The 24,530-nt window shown below is 68.3% G+C and carries 22 protein-coding genes and 2 riboswitches; of the genes, 16 read left to right on the forward strand and 6 right to left on the reverse strand.

Features of this window, described 5'->3' with window-relative positions; all coding sequences use genetic code 11:
* Positions 1-769: 769 nt before the first annotated feature.
* Positions 770-1,555 carry a leucyl/phenylalanyl-tRNA--protein transferase gene (gene aat / locus OOT46_RS28870; RefSeq protein ID WP_416136274.1) on the forward strand — a complete coding sequence of 262 codons (786 nt, stop codon included), beginning with the start codon at positions 770-772 and terminating at the stop codon, positions 1,553-1,555.
* On the forward strand, positions 1,552-2,292 hold the full coding sequence (locus tag OOT46_RS28875) for an arginyltransferase (protein WP_265407080.1): 741 nt from the start codon (positions 1,552-1,554) through the stop codon (positions 2,290-2,292). Before aat ends, OOT46_RS28875 begins: the two co-directional genes overlap by 4 nt.
* 25 nt (positions 2,293-2,317) lie before the next feature.
* Here OOT46_RS28875 and OOT46_RS28880 read toward each other — a convergent pair whose 3' ends face one another.
* Positions 2,318-2,962 (reverse strand): CoA transferase subunit B, encoded by a 645-nt coding sequence (locus OOT46_RS28880; RefSeq protein ID WP_265407081.1) that lies wholly within the window; start codon positions 2,960-2,962, stop codon positions 2,318-2,320.
* 11 nt (positions 2,963-2,973) lie between these two features.
* Positions 2,974-3,687, reverse strand: coding sequence for a CoA transferase subunit A (locus OOT46_RS28885; protein WP_265407082.1), 714 nt, complete (start codon positions 3,685-3,687; stop codon positions 2,974-2,976).
* 196 nt (positions 3,688-3,883) lie between these two features.
* Between OOT46_RS28885 and OOT46_RS28890 the strand changes: the two genes are divergently transcribed.
* Complete coding sequence (locus OOT46_RS28890; protein ID WP_265407083.1) at positions 3,884-4,432, forward strand: LuxR C-terminal-related transcriptional regulator; 549 nt, start codon at positions 3,884-3,886, stop codon at positions 4,430-4,432.
* 9 nt (positions 4,433-4,441) lie between these two features.
* On the opposite strand, the gene OOT46_RS28895 is transcribed toward OOT46_RS28890, so the two are convergent.
* From OOT46_RS28895 to OOT46_RS28905, 3 genes are read right to left on the reverse strand one after another with little or no spacing between them, the layout of a single operon-like run.
* Positions 4,442-5,560: a PLP-dependent cysteine synthase family protein gene (locus tag OOT46_RS28895; protein WP_265407084.1), complete on the reverse strand. Its 1,119-nt coding sequence runs from the start codon at positions 5,558-5,560 to the stop codon at positions 4,442-4,444.
* A 31-nt stretch (positions 5,561-5,591) separates the two neighbouring features.
* Positions 5,592-6,011, reverse strand: a complete 420-nt coding sequence (locus OOT46_RS28900) for an acyl-CoA thioesterase (RefSeq protein WP_265407085.1) — start codon at positions 6,009-6,011, stop codon at positions 5,592-5,594.
* Positions 6,012-6,018: 7 nt separating this feature from the next.
* Positions 6,019-6,801, reverse strand: coding sequence for an SDR family oxidoreductase (locus OOT46_RS28905; RefSeq protein ID WP_265407086.1), 783 nt, complete (start codon positions 6,799-6,801; stop codon positions 6,019-6,021).
* 279 nt (positions 6,802-7,080) lie between these two features.
* Between OOT46_RS28905 and OOT46_RS28910 the strand changes: the two genes are divergently transcribed.
* A complete protein-coding gene (locus tag OOT46_RS28910) occupies positions 7,081-8,760 on the forward strand; it encodes an electron transfer flavoprotein-ubiquinone oxidoreductase (RefSeq protein ID WP_265407087.1) in 1,680 nt (559 codons plus the stop codon).
* A 101-nt stretch (positions 8,761-8,861) separates the two neighbouring features.
* Here the strand turns inward: OOT46_RS28910 and OOT46_RS28915 are convergent, their stop codons facing one another.
* On the reverse strand, positions 8,862-9,356 hold the full coding sequence (locus OOT46_RS28915; protein WP_265407088.1) for a Uma2 family endonuclease: 495 nt from the start codon (positions 9,354-9,356) through the stop codon (positions 8,862-8,864).
* Positions 9,357-9,411: 55 nt separating this feature from the next.
* Positions 9,412-9,503, forward strand: a riboswitch (glycine riboswitch).
* Between the two features lie 12 nt (positions 9,504-9,515).
* Positions 9,516-9,661: riboswitch (glycine riboswitch) on the forward strand.
* A gap of 53 nt (positions 9,662-9,714) precedes the next feature.
* On the opposite strand from OOT46_RS28915, the gene gcvT reads away from it, so the two are divergent.
* From gcvT to OOT46_RS28975, 12 genes are all read left to right on the forward strand, one after another.
* A complete protein-coding gene (gene gcvT / locus OOT46_RS28920) occupies positions 9,715-10,833 on the forward strand; it encodes a glycine cleavage system aminomethyltransferase GcvT (protein WP_265407089.1) in 1,119 nt (372 codons plus the stop codon).
* 123 nt (positions 10,834-10,956) lie between these two features.
* Positions 10,957-11,334 (forward strand): glycine cleavage system protein GcvH, encoded by a 378-nt coding sequence (gcvH, locus tag OOT46_RS28925; protein WP_265407090.1) that lies wholly within the window; start codon positions 10,957-10,959, stop codon positions 11,332-11,334.
* Positions 11,335-11,405: 71 nt separating this feature from the next.
* Positions 11,406-14,309, forward strand: a complete 2,904-nt coding sequence (gcvP, locus tag OOT46_RS28930; protein WP_265407091.1) for an aminomethyl-transferring glycine dehydrogenase — start codon at positions 11,406-11,408, stop codon at positions 14,307-14,309.
* A 13-nt stretch (positions 14,310-14,322) separates the two neighbouring features.
* Positions 14,323-15,390, forward strand: a complete 1,068-nt coding sequence (locus OOT46_RS28935) for a threonine aldolase family protein (RefSeq protein WP_265407092.1) — start codon at positions 14,323-14,325, stop codon at positions 15,388-15,390.
* A gap of 58 nt (positions 15,391-15,448) precedes the next feature.
* Positions 15,449-16,324, forward strand: coding sequence for an alpha/beta hydrolase (locus OOT46_RS28940; protein ID WP_265407093.1), 876 nt, complete (start codon positions 15,449-15,451; stop codon positions 16,322-16,324).
* A gap of 26 nt (positions 16,325-16,350) precedes the next feature.
* Entirely contained in the window at positions 16,351-17,742 is a 1,392-nt protein-coding gene (locus OOT46_RS28945; protein WP_265407094.1) for an L-serine ammonia-lyase, read from the forward strand.
* A 93-nt stretch (positions 17,743-17,835) separates the two neighbouring features.
* Positions 17,836-18,525 (forward strand): response regulator transcription factor, encoded by a 690-nt coding sequence (locus OOT46_RS28950; protein WP_265407095.1) that lies wholly within the window; start codon positions 17,836-17,838, stop codon positions 18,523-18,525.
* A 78-nt stretch (positions 18,526-18,603) separates the two neighbouring features.
* Complete coding sequence (locus tag OOT46_RS28955; RefSeq protein WP_265407096.1) at positions 18,604-20,046, forward strand: sensor histidine kinase; 1,443 nt, start codon at positions 18,604-18,606, stop codon at positions 20,044-20,046.
* A 192-nt stretch (positions 20,047-20,238) separates the two neighbouring features.
* Positions 20,239-21,504 carry an ABC transporter substrate-binding protein gene (locus tag OOT46_RS28960; protein WP_416136273.1) on the forward strand — a complete coding sequence of 422 codons (1,266 nt, stop codon included), beginning with the start codon at positions 20,239-20,241 and terminating at the stop codon, positions 21,502-21,504.
* Between the two features lie 165 nt (positions 21,505-21,669).
* Positions 21,670-22,554 (forward strand): carbohydrate ABC transporter permease, encoded by an 885-nt coding sequence (locus tag OOT46_RS28965; protein ID WP_265407097.1) that lies wholly within the window; start codon positions 21,670-21,672, stop codon positions 22,552-22,554.
* Between the two features lie 7 nt (positions 22,555-22,561).
* A complete protein-coding gene (locus OOT46_RS28970) occupies positions 22,562-23,410 on the forward strand; it encodes a carbohydrate ABC transporter permease (protein WP_265407098.1) in 849 nt (282 codons plus the stop codon).
* A gap of 21 nt (positions 23,411-23,431) precedes the next feature.
* Positions 23,432-24,496, forward strand: a complete 1,065-nt coding sequence (locus OOT46_RS28975) for an ABC transporter ATP-binding protein (RefSeq protein WP_265407099.1) — start codon at positions 23,432-23,434, stop codon at positions 24,494-24,496.
* Positions 24,497-24,530 lie beyond the last annotated feature (34 nt).

Raw genomic sequence — 24,530 nt, forward strand, 5'->3', positions numbered from 1 at the left:
GGCTCGCTTATCTTTCTTCACCTCCCGCCTCGGATTCCCTTCGGATCCTCCGCCGCCCTCCCCCGTCACCGGTGGTTTGCAGCGCTGCGTTCAGCGAAGAATGCGACTATAGCAGCTTTCTTTTCGGTCGCGCAAGACCCGGCAAAGAATATGGCTCGGGCGCCTGTGCTCCGCCTCCCGCCGCCCCGTCTACCGGCCAAACAGGGTCGCTCGCAGCCTTGCCAGCGGCCGCACCTCGACAGTGGGGGTGCTGATGCAGGACCACATTCACGACGAAGACATCGCCACCGTGTCCAAACGCCCCGTCGTCCTGGTAGGCCACGCTCAGACCACGCTGGACCTGCCCCGCATCACGATCGACAACCGGCTTGGCGCCTATAAGGCCACGCGACATCCGATCGACTTGGGCCACGTCGACATCGCCTTCATCGCCGGCCCGCAAGACCACCACGACGCCTTGCAACGCCAGCTCGGTTACCAGGACGCCCTCAGCGAGGCGGACATCCCCTACCGCGAAGAACTCGTCGCGCATAGCGACTTTCAAGAAGCCGCCGACGAGGTGCAATTCCTCGGGTCTAAACCGCAGCTATTGCCGTTTCTAGGACAAATACTGATGTCAGAAGACGCTTCGACGGTGAAACGCGGGGCACCGTTCTGCAAACGATTGCAAATGCACGTGCAGCTCAGCCGACAACTCCCTGCTTCCGCGGCCCGTCTTTGCGAAGGCGCGGCACAATGCAGGGCATCGCCGCCCACCCGCCGCACAGCCTTGATCCCCTGGCTCTCCTCTCCCCTGACGCCCGTGCCTGATCCGGAGACCGTGGCCGACGTGTCCGACATGCCGGTCGGGCTGGTGGCCGCGAGCGCTGAAATCAGCGTGCGGCGGCTCCGCGACGCTTACGCCAAAGGGGTGTTCCCCTGGTACAGCAAAGGCCAGCCGGTGCTGTGGTGGAGCCCCGATCCGCGCACGGTGCTGTACACCGCCGAGTTCCGGCTGCATCGGTCGCTGCGCAAGACGCTGCAGCGCTTCCTGGCGACGCCGGGTTGCGAGATCCACATCGACGCCGCCTTCGAACGTGTCATCGCCGCTTGCGCGGGCACGCCGCGCGAGGGTCAGGACGGCACCTGGATCGTGCCCGAGATGCAGGACGCCTACCGCGCCTGGCACCGGGCCGGGCAGGTCCACAGCGTCGAGACCTGGATAGATGGCCAACTGGTCGGCGGCCTCTACGGCGTCAACCTGGGGCGCATGTTTTTCGGCGAGTCGATGTTCTCGCACCGGACCGACACCTCCAAGATTGCGCTCGCGGCGCTGGTGGCGCTGTGCCGCCAACGCGGCATCGAGATGATCGACTGTCAGCAGCGCACCTCGCACCTGGTGTCGCTCGGCGCCCGCGAGATCGCGCGACGCGATTTTCTCGCCCATGTGCGCCGGGCGGTGACGCTCCCGCCGGTGAGCTGGCACTATGATGCTTCAATGTGGGCGGCGCTCGACGACCGCCTGCCGCCGGCCGGCCTCCCGGCCACTGCCCACCCATCCCCCTTGCCTCCGTGACGCACCCGAAGGAACTCCCTCTCGCGTCGCTGCAGTTTTATGCAACGGCGCCCTACCCCTGCAGCTACCTGCCGGGGCGGCTCGCGCGCTCCCAGGTGGCCACACCCAGCCACCTCATCCAGGCCGAAACCTACTCGGAGCTGGTGGCCAAGGGCTTTCGCCGCAGCGGCATGTTCACCTACCGGCCCTATTGCGACGGCTGCCGCGCCTGCGTGCCGCTGCGCATCCCGGTGGACGACTTCACGCCCAGCCGCAGCCAGCGCCGCGCAATGCGGGCGCACGAGCCACTGCAGGCACGTGTGCTGCGTCTGTGTTTCGTGCCGGAGCACTACCAGCTCTACCTGCGCTACCAGTCCGGCCGCCACAGCGGCGGCGGCATGGATCACGACAGCATCGACCAGTACACGCAGTTCCTGCTGCAGAGCCGCGTCAACTCGCGCCTGGTCGAGTTCCGCGAGCCGGCGCCGCCGGGCCAGCTGGGCGCGCTGAAGATGGTGTCGATCCTGGATGTGCTGAACGACGGCCTGTCGGCCGTCTACACCTTCTACGAACCCGAGCCCAACACCAGCTACGGCACCTACAACGTGCTCTGGCAGATCGAGCAGACGCGCCAGCTCAAGCTGCCTTACGTCTACCTGGGCTACTGGATAGAGGCCAGCCGCAAGATGGCCTACAAGTCGCAATTCCGCCCCCACCAGTTGCTGGTCGAGGGCCGCTGGGTGCCGGGCACCGACTGACACGCCGGGCCCGAGCCGAGCCGCCTCAGGCGAGCTGCGCAGCGAACTCCACCTCGGCGCCGGTCTTCTGGCGGATCTCGTCGGGCGTCACGCCGGGCGCCAGCTCGATACAGCGGAAGCCCTGCGGCGTGACGTCGAGCACGCCCAGCTCGGTGATCACGCGATTGACCACACCCACGCCGGTCAGCGGCAGGCTGCACTGCTTCAACAGCTTGTGCTCCCCGTTCTTCGCCGCGTGCTCCATCAGCACCACCACGCGCCCGACGCCGGCCACCAGATCCATCGCTCCGCCCATGCCCTTGACCATCTTGCCCGGAATCATCCAGTTCGCCAGGTCGCCCTTCTCGCTGACCTGCATCGCGCCCAGGATGGCGAGGTTGATCTTGCCGCCGCGGATCATCGCGAACGAGTCCGCCGACGAAAAGATCGACGAGCCGGGCAAGGTGGTCACCGTCTGCTTGCCGGCATTGATGAGGTCCGCGTCCACCTGCTCCTCGGTCGGGAAAGGCCCGATGCCCAGCAGCCCGTTCTCGCTCTGCAGCCACACCTCCATGCCGGCCGGCACGTGGTTGGCGACCAGGGTCGGCAGCCCGATGCCGAGGTTCACGTAAAAGCCGTCCTGCAGCTCGCGCGCGGCGCGCGCTGCCATTTCGTCACGATTCCAAGCCATGGCTGTTCTCCTCAGGCGGCGTTGTTCGAGGCGGGACGCACGGTGCGTTGCTCGATGCGTTTTTCGGGGGTGGCGTTCAGCACGATGCGGTGCACGAAGATGCCCGGCAGATGGATCTGGTCCGGGTCCAGTTCGCCGGTCTCGACGATCTTCTCGACCTCGACCACCGTGACGCGGCCCGCCATCGCGGCATTCGGGTTGAAGTTGCGCGCGGTGCGGCGGAACACCAGGTTGCCGGACTTGTCGGCGATGTGCGCCTTCACGAGGGCCACGTCGGGCACCAGCGAGCGCTCCATCACATAGGGCACGCCGTCGAACTCGCGCACTTCCTTGCCCTCGGCGACGATGGTGCCCACGCCGGTGCGGGTGAAGAAGGCCGGGATACCGGCGCCGCCGGCGCGCAGCTTTTCGGCCAGGGTGCCCTGCGGCGTGAACTCCAGCTCCAGCTCGCCGGAGAGGTACTGCCGCTCGAATTCCTTGTTCTCGCCGACATAGCTGGAGATCATCTTGCGGATCTGGCGCGTCGCGAGCAGCTTGCCGAGGCCGAAACCGTCGACGCCGGCGTTGTTCGAGATCACCGTCAGCCCCTGCACGCCGGACGCCTGCAGCGCGTCGATCAGGGCTTCCGGAATGCCGCACAGACCGAAGCCGCCCACCGCCATCAGCTGGCCGTCCTTCACGACGCCCTGCAAGGCTTCGGCCGCGCTCGGATACACCTTGTTCATGCGAGTCTCCTTTCGAGAGAACGGAAAGTTGTCTGAAACCGCCGCCGAGCGTACTACGTATCCATATACGTAGAATCGCCTAAAGGGAAGCCCTTCCCCGACCGCCGGCAAGGCCTGTGCCGCGGACCACCACCGGCAGCCGGCCGCGTTTCGGCGGCCTTCGCGCTGACAAGGCGCGTCCTGCAAAGGGTAGCGAATGGATGCCGACCTGGATTACCGCAGCGCCTTCGAGCTCGCCCCGGTGGGCCTCGTGCTCTCCCGCAACCGGGTCATCGTGGACTGCAACGAGGCCCTGGTGGAGATGTTCCGCACTTCCCGCGAGCTGCTGACCGGCCAGTCCTTCCTGGTGCTCTACCCCAGTCCGGACGAGTTCGAGCGCACCGGCGAGCGCATCGCGCCCATCCTGAACGCGAGCGGCCGCTATGCCGACGACCGCATCATGAAACGCGCTGACGGCGAGCTGTTCTGGTGCCATGTCACCGGCCGCGCGATACAGCGCGGTGCACCGCATGCGGCCGGCATCTGGTCCTTCGAGGACCTGTCCTCGCGCCGCCAGGTCAAGGCCGATCTCACCGGCCGCGAGCGCGAGGTGGCGGCCCTGCTGATCGAGGGCCGCACCAGCAAGCAGATCGGCAAGACCCTGGACATCAGCCACCGCACCGTGGACATCTACCGTGCGCGGCTGATGCGCAAGCTCAAGGCATCGACCAGCGCCGAGCTGGTGCAGCGGCTGCTGAGCGCCTGAGCGGTCCCCTCACGCCAGCTCGCCCGCCAGCCGCCAGCGCCCGACCAGTTCGGGTGGAGCCGCCGCGCCGTCGAGCCAAGCGGCCACGGCGAGCTGCTCAGCGTCACAGGCCAGGCCGGCACGCGCCAGCCAGCTGCGGTCGTAGTAGGTGTTGGCGTAGCGCTGCCCGGAGTCGCACAGGATCGCGACCACCGAGCCGGCCTCGCCGCGCTCGCGCATCTGCGACATGCAGGCCAGTGCCGCCACCAGGTTGGTTCCCGTGGATCCGCCCACCGGTCGCCCCAGGCGTCTGGACAGCTCGTGCATCGCCGCCACCGACCACAGGTCCGGCACCTTCACCATCGCATCGATGACATCGGGCAGGAAAGACGCCTCGACCCGCGGCCGGCCTATGCCCTCGATGCGCGAGCCCTCCGACAGCGTCAGGTCCGGGTCGCGGCCCACGTAGTGGTCGAAAAACACCGACCGCTCCGCGTCCGCAGCGCAGACCCGCGTCTCGTGGCGGCAGTAACGGACATAGCGGCCCAGCGTCGCGACGGTGCCGCCGGTGCCGGCGCTGCAGACCAGCCAGGCCGGCTGGGGGTGCTGCTCCAGCCGCATCTGTCCGAAGATCGCCTCGGCGATGTTGTTGTTGGCGCGCCAGTCCGTCGCGCGCTCGGCGTAGGTGAACTGGTCCATGTAGTGGCCGCCCAGCTCGTCCGCCAGGCGCCGCGACTCGCTGTAGATGGTGGTCGGGTCCTCCACCAGATGGCAGCGCCCGCCCTGGAACTCGATCGCCGCGACCTTCTCGGCCGAGGTGGTGGCCGGCATCACCGCGACGAAAGGCAGGCCCAGCAGGCGCGCGAAATACGCCTCGGACACGGCCGTCGAGCCGCTGGAGGACTCGACCACCGTGCTGCCCGCATGCAGCCAGCCGTTGCACAGCGCATAGAGGAACAGCGAGCGCGCCAGCCGGTGCTTGAGGCTGCCGGTCGGATGGCTGGACTCGTCCTTGAAATAGAGCTCGATGCCCGCGAAGGCGGGCAGGACGAGCGGGATCAGGTGGGTGTCGCTGGAGCGCTGGAAGTCGGCCTCGATGCGGCGCACGGCCTCCAGCACCCAGCGGCGATCGGAAGGCCGGGTGTTCATGGCCGGCAGCATAGCCGCTCGGCGGCCCCGCTCAGCTCACCGCTGCGCGCATCGAGTCGGGCAGCGGCACCGACTTCTGCAGGGGAAAGTCGACCCACACGGTGGTGGCTCCGCCGGCCGCGCAGATCACACCCGGCGCATCGGCACGCTCCAGCGTGAAGAAGGTGTCGAAACTGGAGCGCCCGGCGTTGCCGACATAGAGCTTGGCGACCAGTTCGCCGGGGAACTCGAGCTGACGATGGAAGTTGCAGAAGGCGTTGGCGATCACCGGCCCCTGCGCGGCAGGATTGGGGCCGGTGCCCAGCGTCATCATCCAGTCCAGGCGCACCATCTCCATGTAGCGGAAGTAGACGGCGTTGTTGACGTGGCCCATCGCATCCATGTCGCCCCAGCGGATCGAGATGCGGGTTTCATGGACCAGCTTCTTGTCCTCCGGGATGTCGATGCGCATGGACGCCTCAGATGCCGAAGCCGTCGTCCGCCGAGATCACCGCGCCGTTGATGAAGTGGCTTTCGTTCGAGCACAGCATCACCACCAGGGCGTCCAGGTCCTTGGGACTGCCCAGGCGCTTGCGCGGGAGCATGTTGATCAACTTCTGGCCCTGCTCGGTCTCCCAGTGGTGGTGGTTGATCTCGGTGTCGATGTAGCCGGGGCAGACCGCGTTGACGTTGATGCCGTGGCGCCCCCACTCCAGCGCCATCGCGCGTGTCATGTGGATCACCGCCGCCTTGCTCATGCAGTAGACACCGATCTGGCCCATCACCCGCAGCCCGGCCATCGAGGCGATGTTGACAATGCGCCCGCCCGTGAAGGTGCCCGGCGCCGCGCCGGTGGCACGTGCCAGCATGCGCTTGCCGACTTCCTGGGCGACAAAAAATGCGCCTCGGGTGTTGGTGTCGAAGATGTAGTCGTAGTCGTCCGGCGTCACATCGGTCAGCTTCTGCGTGGTGCTGACGCCGGAGTTGTTGATCAGGATGTCGATGCCGCCGACCTCGGTCTCGGCATGGGCGACCGCCGAGCGGATGCTGGCCGGGTCGGTGACGTCCAGGCCCACCACGTGGGCATCGCCGCCGGCGGCCTCGATCTCGGCCCGCAAGGTCTTGAGCCGTTCGACGCGGCGCCCCGCCAGCACCACCGCCGCCCCGGAACGCGCCAGGGTTTTCGCAAACTGCATCCCGAGGCCGCTCGACGCCCCGGTGATGAGCGCGACGCGACCGGAAAGATCCATGCTGTAAGCCATTTTCACCTCTTTTGTAGCAAGGGGCGGAGAGCGCGGCCTCACCCTCGCTGCCCGCCGAATGCAGCAAGGATAACGGGAGCAGGGGTCGAAGGCATGTCGCTCGCTCGACAGTCTGCGCGGCAGGACCCGATGCAAGATTGAGACAGTGCGGGCGCCAGGTGTGATAAAGAAACGAACGATCGTTCGTTTTTTCGCCACGGCCCGATAGAATTGCCGCCGAGGCACGCTCCCCGAGCCCCGGACAACGACGACTGAAGCGACGACTGAAGGAACGAGACAATGACCCCACAGCAGATCCTGGAGCAATACGGCCCCCGCGAATCGATGGAATACGACGTGGTGGTCGTGGGCGGCGGCCCGGCCGGCCTGTCGACCGCCATCCGGCTCAAGCAATTGGCCGCTGAAAAAGGCCAGGAGGTGTCGGTCTGCGTGCTCGAGAAGGGCTCGGAGCCCGGTGCCCACATCCTCTCCGGCGCCATCATGGACCCGCGCGCCCTCAATGAGCTGATTCCTGACTGGAAGGAGCAAGGCGCCCCGTTGAACCAGCCGGTCACCGAGGACGCGATGCTCTTCCTGACCGAGAAGGGCAGCTACAAGAGCCCCATCCTGCCGGACTGCTTCCACAACGACGGCAACTATGTCATCAGCCTCGGCAACGTGACGCGCTGGCTGGCGCAGCATGCCGAAAACCTGGGCGTCGAGATCTTCCCGGGCTTCACCGCCGCCGAGGTGCTCTACAACGACGACGGCTCGGTCAAGGGCGTGGCCACGGGCAACCAAGGGATCGGCAAGGACGGCGAGCCGCTGCCCTCCTTCCAGCTCGGCATGGAGCTGCACGGCAAGTACACGGTCTTCGCCGAGGGTGCCCGCGGCCACCTCGGCAAACAGCTGATCGGGAAGTTCAAGCTCGACGCCGGCAAGGACCCGCAGAGCTATGCGATCGGCATCAAGGAACTCTGGGAGATCGATCCCGCCAAGCACAAGGCCGGCCTGGTGCTGCATACCGCCGGCTGGCCGATGGACGCCCAGACCTATGGCGGCGGCTTCCTCTACCACCTGGAGGACAACAAGGTCACGCTGGGCTTCATCACCGGCCTGGACTACAGCAACCCCTGGTTGAGCCCCTTCGAGGAGATGCAGCGCTGGAAGACCCACCCGGCCATCCGCAGCTTCCTGGAAGGCGGCAAGCGCATCAGCTACGGTGCGCGCGCCATCACCGCGGGCGGCCTGCTGAGCCTGCCCAAGGCGGTGTTCCCAGGCGGTGCGCTGGTCGGCTGCGACGCCGGCTACCTGAACGCCAGCCGCATCAAGGGCAGCCACGCCGCGATCAAGACGGGCATGCTGGCCGCCGAAGCCGCCTTCGAAGCGCTGGCCGCCGGCCGACAGCATGACGAGCTGAGCGCCTACCCGGCCGCCTTCGAGAAGAGCTGGCTGTACGAGGAGCTCGACAAGGCGCGCAACTTCAAGCAGTGGTTCAAGAAGGGTCTGTATGTCGGCACGGTGATGACCGGCATCGAGCAGTGGCTGCTGCCCAAGCTGGGCGTCAAGACGCCGCCCTGGACCAAACACCGCACCCAGCCCGACCACGTCTACCTCAAGCCGGCTGCCGAGTGCCCGCAGATCGTCTACCCCAAGCCGGACGGCAAGTTGACCTTCGACCGCCTCGGCTCGGTCTTCGTCAGCAACACCAACCACGAGGAACACCAGCCGGCCCACCTGACCTTGAAGGACGCATCGGTCCCGGTCAACATCAACCTGGCCAAGTACGCCGGCCCCGAGAGCCGCTACTGCCCCGCGGGCGTGTACGAGTTCGTGAAGACCGAAACCGGCGGCGACCGGCTGCAGATCAACGCGCAGAACTGCGTGCACTGCAAGACCTGCGACATCAAGGACCCGACCCAGAACATCGTCTGGGTCACGCCCGAGGGCGGCGGCGGGCCGAACTACTCCGGCATGTGAGGCGCGGGGCGCTTGGGCGCCTTGTCGTCAAAACAAACAAGCCGCCCTCGGGCGGCTTGTTTGTTGGTCCGTGCTCGAAAGTCCGCCCGGCGACCTGTGCCTCAGCCGGGCAGGTCCAGCCGCACCCCGTACTGGCTCGCCGTCCGCTCACCGGCCGTGCCGAAGTAGCGCAGGCGCCCGTTGAGTTCCACCACGATCACCTCGACGGCGCCGGCCGCCAGGTAGGCCGCCGCCTTCTCCAGCAGCCACTTCTGAGTGTTACCCGGAGAGGCCACCTCGACACAAATCTCCGGAGCCGACACAGCGGGGTCGTCCTCGAAGCGCGACGCGTCGGGCGTCCAGCACATGTCCGGAACCCGGACGCCGATGCGTGTGCTGATCGCAAAAACGCCGATCTCGCCGCCGAGGGTTTGCTGCAAACGGGTGCCTATCCAGCCGGCGATACGTTGATGTCGATTGGTAGGCAGTGGCGCCAAGATGAGCTCCCCGAACTCGTCCAGCTCGGGCCGTCCTTCCTCCGGCATCACCGGGGCGAGCTCCCGCCATCGCTGCGCGAGTTGCTCCGGGGTCAGGGCAGTGGCAGGTACGGCGAACATGATGGACGCATTATGCGCCCGACCCGGTTGGTCCCCACCGCCGCCCCGGCTATACTGCCCGCAGTCAGGAGAGAGCTTCCTTGCGAAGCCGCCGAAGGCGCAGAGCCGCAAGCTCGAACGCTCAGGCAAAAGGACTGGCGAACGTTCCGGCGAACCGGGACGATCCTCACTGGAGAGAGGCCTCTGGCCGCCGGCTGCCGACCCGCATCGCAGCCGCGACGAGGAGGCCCACCGAAGGGGCAAGCCGACGGCGCTGAAACAGCGCCCCGGCCAATCTCTCAGGTAAAGCGGACAGCGAGGGCAAACCACTGCAAGGATGTGCCGGCAGTGGAACGACCGTTTGCCCTCGGAGACCCCGATGTCCGCCACCGCACCGCTGCTCAAGACCCCGCTCCACGCCCTGCACCTCGAACTCGGCGCCCGCATGGTGCCTTTCGCCGGCTACGACATGCCGGTGCAGTACCGCGGCATCATCGCCGAGCACAAGCAGTGCCGCGAATCGGCCGCGCTGTTCGACGTTTCGCACATGGGCCAGCTGCGCCTGGTCGGCGAGGACGCCGCCCGCGCGCTGGAAAGCCTGGTGCCGGTCGACGTGGTCGACCTGGCCGTCGGCAAGCAACGCTACGCCTTTTTCACCAACAGCAACGGCGGCCTGCTCGACGACCTGATGATCACGCGCCGCAGCGGCGACCTGTTCCTGGTTGTCAACGCCGCCTGCAAGGACGCCGACCTGGCGCATCTGCGCACCCACATCGGCCACCGCTGCAGCATCCTGCCGCTGCCGGACCACGCCCTGCTCGCGCTGCAAGGCCCCAAGGCCGCCACCGCGCTGGCCCGACTGAACGGCGACACCAAGGGCCTCACCTTCATGACCGGCGGCCACTTCCACCTGGCTGGCGCCGAGTGTTTCGTCACCCGCTCGGGCTACACCGGCGAAGACGGCTTCGAGATCTCGGTGCCCGCCGCCCAGGCCGAGGCCCTGGCCCGCGCCCTGCTCGAACAGCCCGAGGTCGAGGCCGCCGGCCTCGGTGCACGGGATACCCTGCGCCTGGAAGCCGGCCTGTGCCTCTACGGCCATGACATCAACGACCACACCACGCCGGTCGAAGCGGGCCTGACCTGGGCCATCCAGAAGGTGCGCCGCCCCGGCGGCGCGCGCGCCGGCGGCTACCCGGGCGCCCAGGTCATCGACAACCAGCTGGCCCACGGCGCCCACAACAAGCGTGTCGGCCTGATCGGCCTGGAACGTGCCCCCGTGCGTGAAGGCACCAAGCTGGTGGACCATGCCGGCCACGGCCTTGGCCATGTCACCAGCGGCACCACCGGCCCGACCGTGAACCAGCCGATCTCGATGGCCTACCTGCCGGTCAACCACGCCGCCCCTGGCGGCACGGTGTATGCGGTGGTGCGCGAGAAAAAGCTGCCGATGCGCGTTTGCGCGATGCCCTTCACCCCCCACCGCTACCACCGCGGCTAAGCTGCGGTCCGGGGCGGGCACAGCCCGCCCTTCGCCCGGCTTGCCGCGGCCGGCTGTTGCGCGTGTCGTTTTTGGCCCCCATTCATTCCTTCCTCACCTTTCCGGATTTTCAGGAGCTTCTCCATGACTGTGAAATACACACCCGACCACGAATGGATCGACCTGCCGGGTGACGACGAGATCGCCACCATCGGCATCACCCTCCACGCGCAGGACGCGCTGGGCGACGTGGTTTTCGTCGACCTGCCCGCCGTCGGCACCACCCTGGCGCAGAAGGACGTGGCCGGCGTGGTGGAGTCGGTCAAGGCGGCCGCCGACCTGTATGCCCCCGTCAGCGGCACCGTCGTCGAGGTCAACGAGGCGCTGCGCGCCGATCCCTCGCTGGCCAACAGCGACCCGATGGGCGCCGGCTGGTTTTTCAAGATCAAGCTCTCCGACCAGACCCAGTACGACGCGTTGATGGACGCCTCGGCCTACGACGAGCTGGTCAAGAACAGCTGAGCCCACTCCCTCCTTTCGCAGTAAGCCGTTGACGCGCCGGCCGCCTTGCGGCCGGCGCCCGAAAGCCCCCCATGCTGACCCCCGCCCACGCCCGCCTCGCCGACCTCGAAGCCCACGACGATTTCGTCGAACGCCATATCGGCATCGCTCCCGCCGACGAAACCCGCATGCTGTCCGTCATCGGGGCGGCCTCGCGCCAGGCCCTGATCGACACCATCGTGCCCGGTGCCATCCGCCGCGCCCAGGCCATGAGCCTGCCGGCGCCCGCCTCCGAGGCCGAGGCACTGCGTGAGCTGAAAGCGCTGGCCGGGCGCAACCGCGTGCTCAAGAGTTTCATCGGCCAGGGCTACCACGGCACCCACACGCCGGGCGTCATCCTGCGCAACGTGCTCGAGAACCCTGCCTGGTACACCGCCTACACGCCCTACCAGGCCGAGATCTCGCAAGGTCGCATGGAGGCCCTGGTCAATTTCCAGACCCTGGTCTGCGACCTGACCGGCATGGCGATCGCCAACGCCTCGATGCTCGACGAGGCCACCGCGGCGGCCGAAGCCATGACCTTGGCGGCCCGGGTCGGCAAGTCCAGGAGCCTGCGATTTTTCGTCGCCGACGACGTGCTGCCGCAGACGCTGGAAGTGGTGCGGACGCGCGCCGAGCCCCTGGGCATCGCAGTGGCGACCGGCCCGGCGGCCGAGGCCGGCGCCTCGGACTGCTTCGCAGCGCTGTTCCAGTACCCGGGCGTCAGCGGCGAGGTCAAGGACCTGCGCCCGATGATCGAGGCGGTACATGCGCAGGGAGGGCTGGCCATCGTCGCGGCCGACCTGCTGGCGCTGACCCTGCTGGCCTCGCCGGCCGAGCTCGGCGCCGACATCGCCCTGGGCACCACGCAACGTTTCGGCATGCCGATGGGCAACGGCGGCCCGCACGCCGCCTACCTCGCCTGCAAGGACGAGTTCAAGCGCTCGCTGCCCGGCCGCCTGGTCGGCGTCAGCGTCGACGCGCAGGGCAACACCGCCTACCGGCTGGCGCTGCAGACCCGCGAGCAGCACATCCGCCGCGAGAAGGCGACCTCCAACATCTGCACGGCCCAGGTGCTGCCGGCGGTGGTCGCCAGCATGTACGCGGTCTACCACGGCCCCGAGGGCTTGAAGCGCATCGCCCGCCGGGTCGCCAGCTACACCACCATCCTGGCCGAGGGCCTCAAGGCGCTGGGCTGGAAGCTGCGCCACGACACGGCCTTCGACACGCTGACCGTCCTGACCGGCTCGCGCACCGACCCGCTGCTGGTCGATGCGGTCGGCCGCGGCATGAACCTGCGCCGCGCCGGCACCGACGCACTGGGCATCACGCTGGACGAGACCACCACCCGCGAGGACCTGAGCGCGCTCTGGCAGGTGTTCGCCGAGGTCGCCGCCCAGGGCCAGGCCCTGCCCGGCTTCGAGCGCTTCGAAGCCGGCGTGGCGCCGATGCTGCCGGCGGGCCTGGTGCGCCGCAGCGCCTTCCTCCAGCACCCGGTCTTCAACTCGCACCACTCCGAGACCGAGATGCTGCGCTACCTGCGCTCGCTGTCCGACAAGGACCTGGCGCTGGACCGCACGATGATCCCGCTGGGCTCCTGCACGATGAAGCTCAACGCGACCAGCGAGATGATCCCGATCACCTGGCCCGAGTTCGCCCAGGTGCACCCCTTCGCGCCGCGCGACCAGCTGGCCGGCTACGAGCTGCTCGACCAGCAGCTGCAGCAGTGGCTCTGCCAGGCCACCGGCTACGCCGGCATCTCGCTGCAGCCCAATGCCGGCTCGCAGGGCGAATACGCGGGCCTGCTGGTGATCAAGGCCTACCATGCCGCGCGCGGCGAAGGCCACCGCAACATCTGCCTGATTCCCGAGTCGGCCCACGGCACCAACCCCGCCAGCGCCCAGATGGTGGGCATGCAAGTGGTGGTGACACGCTGCGACCGTGAGGGCAATGTCGACCTGGCCGACCTGCGCGCCAAGTGTGAACAACACAGTGCCAAGCTGGCCGCGGTGATGATCACCTACCCCTCGACGCACGGTGTCTTCGAGACCCAGGTCAAGGAGCTGTGCGCCCTGGTGCACAGCCATGGCGGCCGTGTCTACGTCGACGGCGCCAACATGAACGCACTGGTCGGCGTGGCCGCCCCCGGCCAGTTCGGCGGCGACGTCTCGCACCTGAACCTGCACAAGACCTTCTGCATCCCGCACGGCGGCGGCGGCCCCGGCGTCGGCCCGGTCTGCGTGGTCGAGGACCTGGTGCCCTACCTGCCCGCCCACCGCACCGCCGGCATCGGCAGCGAGTCGCAGGTCGGGGCGGTCAGTGCAGCGCCGCTGGGCAATGCCGCGGTGCTGCCGATCTCCTGGATGTACGTGCGCATGATGGGCGCCGACGGCCTGCGTGCCGCGACCGAGACCGCGATCCTCAACGCCAACTACATCGCGGCCCGGCTGCAGGCCCACTACCCCATCCTCTACCACGGCGGCAAGGACCTAGCGGGCGGCGGCGTCGCGCACGAATGCATCCTCGACCTGCGCCCGCTCAAGGACAGCACCGGCATCAGCGCCGAGGACGTCGCCAAGCGCCTGATCGACTACGGCTTCCACGCACCGACGCTCAGCTTCCCGGTGCCCGGCACCCTGATGGTCGAGCCCACCGAGAGCGAACCGCTGCCGGAGCTGGACCGTTTCTGCGAGGCCATGATCGCGATCCGCGAGGAGATCCGCAAGGTCGAGCAAGGCCAGTGGCCGCAGGACGACAACCCGCTCAGGAACGCCCCGCACACTGCCCAGGTGCTGCTGGCCGCCGACTGGCCGCACGCCTACAGCCGCGAGGACGCCGCCTACCCGGTCGCCAGCCTGCGCCGGCAGAAGTACTGGGTGCCGGTGGGCCGGGTCGACAATGTGTACGGCGACCGCAACCTGTTCTGCAGCTGCGTGCCGGTGGCGGACTACCAGTGACCCGGAGCGTCGCATGACCCCCCACTCCTCCAGCCTTCGCGAACACTTCGCCAGCGACAACTACGCCGGCATGTGCCCCGAGGCGACCCACTGGTTCCTGGAGGCCAACAACTCCGGCCACCAGCCGGGCTACGGCGACGACATCTGGACCCAGCGCTCGACGGACATGATCCGCGAGCTGTTCGGCACGCCTTGCGACGTCTACTTCGTCTTCAACGGCACCGCCGCCAACTCGCTGGCACTGGCCGCGATGTGCCAGAGCTACCACTCGGTGATCTGCACCCCGGTGGCCCATGTGGACACCGACGAATGCGGCGGCCCCGAGTTCTTCTCCAACGGCAGCAAGCTGCTCACGACGGAGAGCGACAGCCCGGCGGCCCGGCTCGGCAAGCTGACGCCGCAGGCGGTGGAGCAGCTCATCACCAAGCGCAGCGACATCCACTATCCCAAGCCCAAGGTGGTGAGCCTGACCCAGGCGACCGAGCTGGGCACGGTCTACACCGTGGAGGAGGTGCGCGCGATCTGCGCGGTGGCGCGCCAGCGCGGGCTCAAGGTCCACATGGACGGTGCCCGCTTCGCCAACGCGGTGGCCTCGCTGCGCTGCCACCCGGCCGAAGTCACCTGGCGCGCCGGCGTGGACGTGCTGTGTTTCGGCGGCACCAAAAACGGCTTGCCCATCGGCGAGGCGGTGGTCTTTTTCGACCGCGCCCTGTCGGAGGACTTCGCCTACCGCGTCAAGCAGGCCGGGCAGCTGGCCTCCAAGATGCGGTTCATCTCGGCCCCCTGGGTCGGCCTGCTCGAGAACGAGGTCTGGCTGCGCAACGCGCGCCACGCCAACGCGATGGCGCAGCGTCTCTACGCCGCGCTGCGCGAGCTGCCCGGCGCGACCGTGCTGCACCCGCCGGAGGCCAACGGCGTGTTCGTGCAGCTGCCGCGCGAGGTCATCGACGGGCTGCACGCCAAGGGCTGGAAGTTCTATGAGTTCATCGCCGGCGGCGGCTGCCGGCTGATGTGCGCGTGGGACACCACCCCCGAGGCGGTGGACGCCTTCGTGGCCGACCTGGCCGCCGCGCTGCGGTGAACCGGCTCCCATGCGAAACACTGCGGGTCGCGTCTCGCCGCCGTGGAGGCGCTGGCTCATGACCCTCCTGGCCGGCCTCTGCGTCGGCCTGCTCGGCGGCTGCGCCGAGCGCCTGTTTTTCTATCCCGACCAGCAGGTCTACACCACCCCGGCCGAAGCAGGCGTGACCGCCCGCGACGTCGAGATCGAGGCGGTCGACGGCAGCCGGCTGCACGCCTGGTGGCTGCCGGCCCGCGGCACGCCGCGCGCGACCGTGCTGCATGTGCACGGCAACGCCGCCAACATCAGCAACCACCTGCCGCTGGTGGCCTGGCTGCCGGGCGCAGGCTACAACGTGCTGAGCTTCGACTACCGGGGCTATGGCCGCTCCGGCGGCCAGCCCAGCCTGGACGGGGTGGTGGACGACACGCTGGCCGCGCTGCGCCATCTGCGCAGCCGCCCCGACGTCGACGCCACCCGCCTCGTCGTGCTGGGCCAGAGCCTGGGCGGCGCGACCGCGACACGTGCCGTCGCGCAGTCGCCCGAGGGCGTGCGGCTGCTGGTGGTGGACTCTGCCTTCAGCAGCTACCGCGGCATCTTCCGCGACAAGGCGGCCGAGGCCGGCCCGGTGGGCTGGCTGGCGCCGCTGCTGCTGCCCGGCCTGCCGCCGCCCGAGCGCGACCCGCTCGCCGCGGTGCAGGGCCTGCGGGTCCCCCTGCTGCTGATGCACGGCAGCGCCGATGCCATCATTCCCTTGCGCCACGGCCAGGCGCTGTATGCCGCGGCGCCCTGCCCCAAGCAGTGGCTGCCGCTGACCGGCGGCGCCCACCTCGATGCCCTGATGCGCGAGGAGGTGCGCGACCGGCTGCTGCAGGCCTTGGACCAGGCGCTGTCGGGCGCGCCCCCCGCGGCCTGCGACCCGGCGCCCGCGGCCGCCCCCGCCTCCACATCCTAGAGCTACCGTCCTGCAGGAAGACCGTCATGGCAGTATCCGTCTTTGATCTGTTCAAGATCGGCATCGGCCCGTCCAGCTCGCACACCGTGGGACCGATGCGGGCGGCGCGCCTGTTCGCGCTGCGCCTGCAGCACGACGGCCTGCTGCCGCGCACCGCGCGCGTGCTGTCGGAGCTCTACGGTTCGCTGGGCGCCACCGGCAAGGGCCACGGCAGCGACAAGGCGGTGCTGCTCGGGCTGGCCGGCCACGAACCCGACACGGTGGACGTCGAGGCCATCCCTACGCTGCTGGAGGGCATTCGCGCCGGACGGCAACTGGCACTGCTGGGGCAGCACGAGATCGCCTTCGACGAAACTGCCGATCTCGTCTTTTTCCGGCGCCAGAGCCTGCCCTTCCACGCCAACGGCATGCGTTTCGTGGCCTACGACACCCAGGGCGCCGAGCTGCAGGCACGCACCTACTACTCGGTGGGCGGCGGTTTTGTCGTCAGCGACGAAGTCGCGGCCGACGGCAGCCGGCAGAAAGTCATCGCCCCCGACGCGACCGTGCTGCCGCTGCCCTTCCGCAGCGGCGAGGAGTTGCTGGCCCGTGCCCGCGAGCAGCGCTGCTCCATCGCCGAGGTGATGCGCCGCAACGAAACACACTGGCGCGAACCGGCGGAGATCGAGGCCGGCCTGATGAACATCTGGCGCGTGATGCAGGACTGCGTGGCGCGCGGCTGCCGCACCGAAGGTGTCCTGCCCGGCGGCTTCAAGGTGCGCCGCCGCGCCGCCGACCTCTACCGCCAGCTGACCTCCAACCCGGAAGCGGCCCTGAAGGACCCGCTGCAGGTGATCGACTGGGTCAACCTCTATGCACTGGCGGTCAACGAGGAGAACGCCGCCGGTGGCCGCGTCGTGACCGCCCCGACCAACGGCGCGGCCGGCATCGTGCCGGCGGTGCTGCACTACTACACCCGCTTCGTGCCGGGCGCCAACGACCGCGGGGTGGCCGACTTTCTGCTGACGGCGGCGGCCATCGGCATCCTCTACAAGGAGAACGCCTCGATCTCGGGCGCCGAGGTGGGCTGCCAGGGGGAGGTCGGCGTGGCCTGCTCGATGGCCGCCGCGGCACTCTGCGCGGTCATGGGCGGCACGCCCGAGCAGGTCGAGAACGCCGCCGAGATCGGCATGGAGCACCACCTCGGGCTGACCTGCGACCCGGTCGGCGGGCTGGTGCAGATCCCGTGCATCGAACGCAACGCCATCGCATCCGTCAAGGCGGTCAACGCGGCGCGCATGGCGCTGCGCGGCGACGGCACCCACCATGTCTCCTTGGACAAGGTGATCAAGACCATGCGCGAGACCGGGGCCGACATGAAAACCAAGTACAAGGAAACGGCGCGCGGCGGCCTGGCGGTCAACATCGTGGAGTGCTGAGCCGGGCCGGTCCTGCGCCGGCGTCACCGTCTCCTGCGGTATGAGGGCAGCCCCCGAGGGCGGACCTGTAAAGGAAACATTAAAGTCCCGGGCATGCGCATCCTGCTTGCCGAAGACGACGCCATCCTGAGCGACGCCCTGACCGCCAATCTCCAGCACGCCGGCTTCGAGGTCGAGACCGCCGACAACGGCGCGGTCGCCGAATACCTGCTGCTGCGGCAACAATTCGATGTCGCGGTGCTCGACATCGGCCTGCCCATGGTCGACGGCCTCACGGTGCTCAAGCGGGCCCGCGCCGCCAAGCCCGAGCAGCCCATCCTGCTGCTGACCGCGCTGTGCGACCTGGAGCACCGCGTCGAGGGCCTCAATGCCGGGGCCGACGACTACCTGACCAAACCCTTCGACTTCCCGGAGCTGGAGGCCCGCCTGCGGGCCCTGCTGCGCCGCGCCAAGCCCAGCGCCGGCAGCGTGCAGCAAGTCGGCGAGCTGACCTTCGACCGCGAGGCGCGGCGCGCCAGCATCGGCAGCGAGGCGGTCGACTTCTCGCCGCGCGAGTGGACCTTGCTGGACCTGCTGCTCAGCCAGCGCGACAAGGTCGTGACCAAGGACCAGATCGCGCAGGTCTGGTCCGGCGAACGCCCCGACGCCGGCCGCAGCGACGCCGCACCCGGCTCGATCGAGGTCTACATCCACCGGCTGCGCCGCAAGCTCGAACCCTCCGGCATCACCATCCGCACGGTGCGCGGCCTGGGCTATCTGCTGGAATTGGACGCGCCGGCGTGAGCGCCGCCCGGCCGCCCGAAGGCGCTCGCACCGCAGTGCGAAGCACGGAGGTTTTCCAATGAACGCCGCCCGGCCGCAATGAGTTCCCGCCTCTGGCACAAACTCCAGGTGGGACTGCGGCTGGCGCCCGGCCAGCGCTCGCTGCGCCGCCACCTGATGGTCTGGCTGCTGCTGCCGCAGCTGGTGCTGTGGATGGCGGCCGCCTACGTCACCTACCACCTGGCCGCGCGTTATGCCAACCGCGCCATCGACCGCAGCCTCTACCAGTCTTCGCGCGCGCTGGCGCAGCAGGTCAAGCCCATCGGCAACGGCCTGTTCATCGACTTCCCCAAGGCCGCCCAGTCCATCATCGAGACCGACCCGGACGACAAGGTCTATTACATGGTCAGCACACCGCCCGGGCAGTTCATCCTGGGCAACAACAAGCTGCCGCCGCCGCCGGAGATCGCCCATCCGCAGCTCGACCTGCCCTATTTCTACGACGGCAGCGTCGGTGACACGCCGGTGCGGGTGGCGGCGCTCTACCTCGCCTGGGGCGAGGAAGGCGAGCCGCAGCGCATGCTGGTGCAGATTGCCAAGAGCCGCACCACGCGCGAGGATCTGGCGCGCCAGATCCTGATCGACACCGCGCTGCCGCTGTCGGGCCTGATCGTGCTGATGTCGCTGATCGTCTGGGGCGGCATCCGCACCGGCCTCGCGCCGCTGACCCGGCTGCGCGACCTGGTCGAGGACCGCGCCCCCAACGACCTCGCGCCCATCAAGCTGGAGTCGGCCCCGACCGAGGTGCGCGCCCTTGCGAAGGCGCTCAACACCCTGCTGGCCGAGGTGCACGAGAACGTCAGCTCGCAGAAGCGGTTCATCAGCAATGCCGCCCACCAGCTGCGCACCCCGCTGGCCGGCCTCAAGTCGCAGGCCGAGCTGGCGCATGCGGAGGCCAGCGACCCGGTCCTCAAGGCCCGGCTGCAGCGTGTGCAGGAAAGCGCCGCCCGCGCCGCCCACCTGGTGGCCCAGCTGCTGACGCTCGCGCGTGCGGAGCCCGAGTCCGCAGCGGTGCAGGCGCGCAGCCGTTTCGACCTGCAGAAGCTGGCCCGCGACCTCGCCGCCGAGCTGGTGCCGCGCGCGCTGCAGGCCGGCGTCGACCTGGGCTGCGACGACGACAGCAACCCCGGCCCGCTGGAGGTCAGCGGCAATGCCCTGCTGATCCGGGAAGCGCTGCAGAACCTGATCGACAACGCGATCCGTTATGCCGGCCGGGGCGCCACCGTGACGCTGCGCAGCCGCCGCGACCGCCAACAAGCCGTCATCGAGGTCGAGGACGACGGCCCGGGCCTGCCCCCGGAGCCGCAGATCCACGAACGGGTCTTCGAGCGTTTCGTGCGCGCGACCCACGAGGGCAACGGATGCGGCCTGGGCCTCGCCATCGTGAAGGAGATCGCCGAGCGCCATGCCGGCAAGGTCGCGCTGTCGCCGGTGCTGCCCCACGGTCTGCGCGCCACCCTGCGGCTGCCCCTGGCAGGCTGATTGCCCGTTTGCCGCCGGGCCCGAGCGGCCCTTGCCCTCCCCTCCGGCCGCCTGGAAACGCCTAGGGTAAGTACCAGGTTAAAGAACCATTGCCGCTTCTTTAACGCAGTCTTAACATTGCGCCCACGGCACCGTCGCCCCCCCCGGGCCGCGCCGTGAACCATCACATATTGAAGACGAGGAGCACAAACGATGTCCGCATCGAATCTGTCCGTTCGCTGCCTGGCAGGCGCCCTGGCCGCCACCGGCCTGATGGCCGCCACTGCCGCGCAAGCCGGTGAAGTCGAAGTCCTGCACTGGTGGACCTCGGGCGGCGAGGCCAAGGCCGCCACCGCCCTGAAGGGCAAGCTGCTGGCGCTGGGCCACACCTGGCGCGATTTCGCGGTCGCCGGCGGCGGCGGCGATTCGGCCATGACCGTGCTCAAGTCCCGCGTCGTGTCGGGCAACGCCCCGGCCGCGGCGCAGATCAAGGGCCCCTCGATCCAGGAATGGGCGCGTGAAGGCGTGCTCGCCAACATCGACGACGTCGCCAAGGCCAACCAGTGGGACAGCCTGCTCCCCAAGACCATCGCCGACGGCCTGAAGTACAAGGGCAGCTACGTCGCCGCTCCCGTCAACGTGCACCGCGTGAACTGGCTGTGGGCCAACCCGGCCGTGTTCCAGAAGGCCGGCGTCAAGGTCCCGACCACCTGGGACGAGTTTTTCACCGCCGCCGAGGCCCTCAAGAAGGCCGGCGTGATCCCGGTCGCCCACGGCGGCCAGAACTGGCAGGACTTCACCACCTTCGAGGCGGTCGCGCTGGGTGTCGGTGGCGCCGACTTCTACAAGAAGGCGCTGGTGCAGATGGACCAGGGCACGCTGAAGAGCGCGACCATGGAGAAGGTGCTGACCACCTTCAAGAAGGTCAAGGACTACACCGACCGCAATGCGCCCGGCCGCGACTGGAACCTGGCCACCGCGATGGTCATCAATGGCCAGGCCGGCATGCAGATCATGGGCGACTGGGCCAAGGGCGAGTTCATCGCCGCGGGCAAGACCCCGGGCAAGGACTTCGTCTGTGCACCGGCTCCCGGCACCGGCAAGGCTTACACGTACAACGTCGACAGCTTCGCGATGTTCAAGATCAAGAACGACGCGAACGTGAAGGCGCAGAAGGACCTGGCCACCGCCATCATGTCGCCCGAGTTCCAGGAGGTCTTCAACCTGAACAAGGGCTCCATCCCGGTGCGCCTGAACATGGACCTGGCCAAGTTCGACGACTGCGCCAAGCAGTCCTCGTCCGACTTCGTCGCCAGCTCCAAGTCCGGCACGCTGCTGCCCTCGATCGCCCACGGCATGGCGGTGCCCTCGGCCGCCGAAGGCGCGATCAAGGACGCGGTGTCGCAGTTCTGGAACACCGACAAGATGACCGCCAAGGAAGCGATGGACCGCATCGCCTCCGCTGCCAAGCAGAAGTGATGGTCTGAGCGCCGGCTCGGCGCCGTGTCTTGCGGCGCGCCCCGGATCACCCGGGGGCTTGCCGGCTGGTGCCTTGGTGCCTCGCGCGCCAAGGTGCACGAATCCAGTGCCGCGGCTGCTTTGGGCCACGGCGCCCTGTCCTCCTCGCCACCTCGAAAGTCCCGGATGTCATCGCCTTCGACCCCGCGGCCGAACCAGCCCTGGCTGCCCAAGCTGGTACTGGCACCCTCCTTCATCCTGTCCTTCCTGTTCATCTACGGCCTGATCGCCTGGAACGGCTACCTCTCGGTGTCGGCCTCGCGCCTGCTGCCGAACTACCAGTTCGTCGGGCTGGAGCAGTACGTCACGCTGTTCGACAGCGAGCGCTGGTGGGTGGCGGCCAAGAACCTCGGCATCTTCGGCGTGCTGTTCATCGGCATCGGCATGGCCCTGGGCCTGTTCCTGGCCATCCTGCTGGACCAGAAGATCCGGGCCGAAGGCGCGCTGCGCACCATCTATCTCTACCCGATGGCGCTGTCCTTCATCGTCACCGGCACCGCCTGGAAGTGGATCCTGAACCCCGGCCTGGGTCTGGAGAACGTGGTGCGCGGCTGGGGTTTCGAGAGCTTCACCTTCGACTGGCTCATCAACCCCGACTACGCCATCTACACCGTCGTGATCGCGGGCGTCTGGCAGTCCTCGGGTTTCGTGATGGCGCTGTTCCTGGCCGGGCTGCGCGGCATCGACGACTCCATCATCAAGGCCGCCCAGGTCGACGGCGCCTCTCTGCCGCGCATTTACCTGCGCATCATCATCCCCAGCCTCGGCCCGGTGTTCTTCAGCACCCTGCTGGTGCTGGCCCACATCGCGATCAAGAGCTTCGACCTGGTCATCGCGCTGACCAACGGCGGCCCCGGCTACGCCAGCGACGTGCCGGCCACCTTCATGTACGCGATGGCCTTCTCGCGCGGGCAGATCGGCCTGGGCGCGGCCTCGGCGACCATCATGCTGGCGACCATCGCGGCCATCGTCGTGCCCTACCTCTATTCCGAACTGCGCACCAAACGTTGAGCCTGTCATGCAGAACTTCCACCGATTCGTGATCTGGTCGCTGCTGCTCGGCTTCGCGGCGATCTTCCTGGCGCCGCTCTACGTGATGCTGGTGACCTCGCTGAAAGACATGAACGAGATCCGCTCCGGCGGCCTGCTCTCGCTGCCCCAGGCCGTCAACGTCGAGGCCTGGGGCAAGGCCTGGTCCAGCGCCTGCACCGGCACCGACTGCGGGGGCCTGAAGCCGTTTTTCCTCAATTCCGCCCTGATGGTCGTGCCCGCGGTGCTGATCTCCACCACGCTGGGTGCCATCAACGGCTATGTCATCAGCAAGTGGCGTTTCCGCGGCAGTGAGCTGATGTTCGGCCTGATGCTGTTCGGCGTTTTCATGCCCATGCAGGTGGTGCTGCTGCCAATGTCGCAGGTGCTGGGCTGGCTGGGCATTTCCAGCTCGGTCTGGGGCCTGGTGCTGGTGCACGTGCTGGCCGGCATCCCGTCGACCACGCTGTTCTTCCGCAACTACTACGTCGGCCTGCCCGATGAACTGATCAAGGCCGCGATGCTCGACGGCGCCGGCTTCTGGCGCATCTTCTGGCGCATCGTGCTGCCGCTGTCGACGCCCATCCTGGTCGTCACGCTGATCTGGCAATTCACCAACATCTGGAACGACTTCCTCTACGGCGTGGTGTTCTCGGGCGGCGACTCCAAGCCGGTGACGGTGGGCCTCAACAACCTCGCCAACACCTCCAGCGTGGTCAAGGAATACAACGTCGACATGGCCGCCGCGATGATCGCCGCGCTGCCGACCCTGGCGATCTACGTGATCGCGGGCAAGTACTTCGTGCGCGGGCTGACCGCCGGCGCCGTCAAAGGTTAATTCGAGAAGCAGAGCGACAACATGGGTGCACTCTCTATCCGCAACGTCCGCAAGGCCTACCACCAGATCGAGATCCTCAAGGGCATCGATCTCGAGGTCGAGAACGGCGAATTCCTGATCCTGGTCGGCCCCTCGGGCTGCGGCAAGTCGACCCTGCTGTCGATGATCGCCGGCCTGGACTTCCCCACTTCGGGCAGCATCCACATCGGCGACCGCGACGTCACCCATGCCCTGCCCAAGGACCGCGACATCGCGATGGTGTTCCAGAGCTATGCGCTCTACCCCAACATGAACGTCGCGCAGAACATCTCCTTCGGACTGGAGATGCGCCAGGTGCCGAAGGCCGAGCGCGAGGCAGCGGTGCAGCGGGTCGCCAAGATGCTGCAGATCGAGCACCTGCTGAGCCGCAAGCCGGGCCAGCTCTCGGGTGGCCAGCGCCAGCGTGTTGCGATGGGCCGGGCGCTGGCGCGCAACCCCAAGCTGTTCCTGTTCGACGAGCCGCTGTCCAACCTCGACGCCAAGCTGCGCGTTGAGATGCGCGCCGAGATCAAGCTGCTGCACCAGCGCACCCGCACCACCACCGTCTACGTGACCCACGACCAGGTCGAGGCCATGACCCTGGGCGACCGCATCGCGGTGATGAAGGACGGCCAGGTGCAGCAGTTCGGCACGCCGGACGACATCTACTCGCGCCCGGCCAACCGCTTCGTCGCCGAGTTCATCGGCTCGCCCGCGATGAACATGATCGAGTCGAGCCGCACGGGCCAGGGCTTGACCGCTGGCGGCAGCGAACTGGCGCTGAGCGCGACCCACCGGCAGGCGCTGCAGAATGGCGGCACGGGCGCAGTCACCTACGGCCTGCGGCCCGAGGCGCTGCAGTTCGCCGCGGCCGGCCTGCCCGGCACCCTGAGCATGATCGAGCCCACCGGGCCCGAGACCTATGCGATGGTCGAGACCGCCATCGGCATGCTGACCGCTCGCGTGCCCGGCAAGGTGCACCAGCGGGTCGGCGAGAACGTGCATCTGGCGTGGTCCGCCGAGGAGGTGCATCTGTTCGACGGTAACACGCAGCAGCGCCTGGGCTGATACGCTACACGCGTAGCGCTCCCCCTCCTCCCGC

The sequence above is a fragment of the Aquabacterium sp. A7-Y genome (genome assembly GCF_026153205.1).
In the GTDB taxonomy this organism is placed as follows: Bacteria; Pseudomonadota; Gammaproteobacteria; order Burkholderiales; family Burkholderiaceae_C; genus Caldimonas.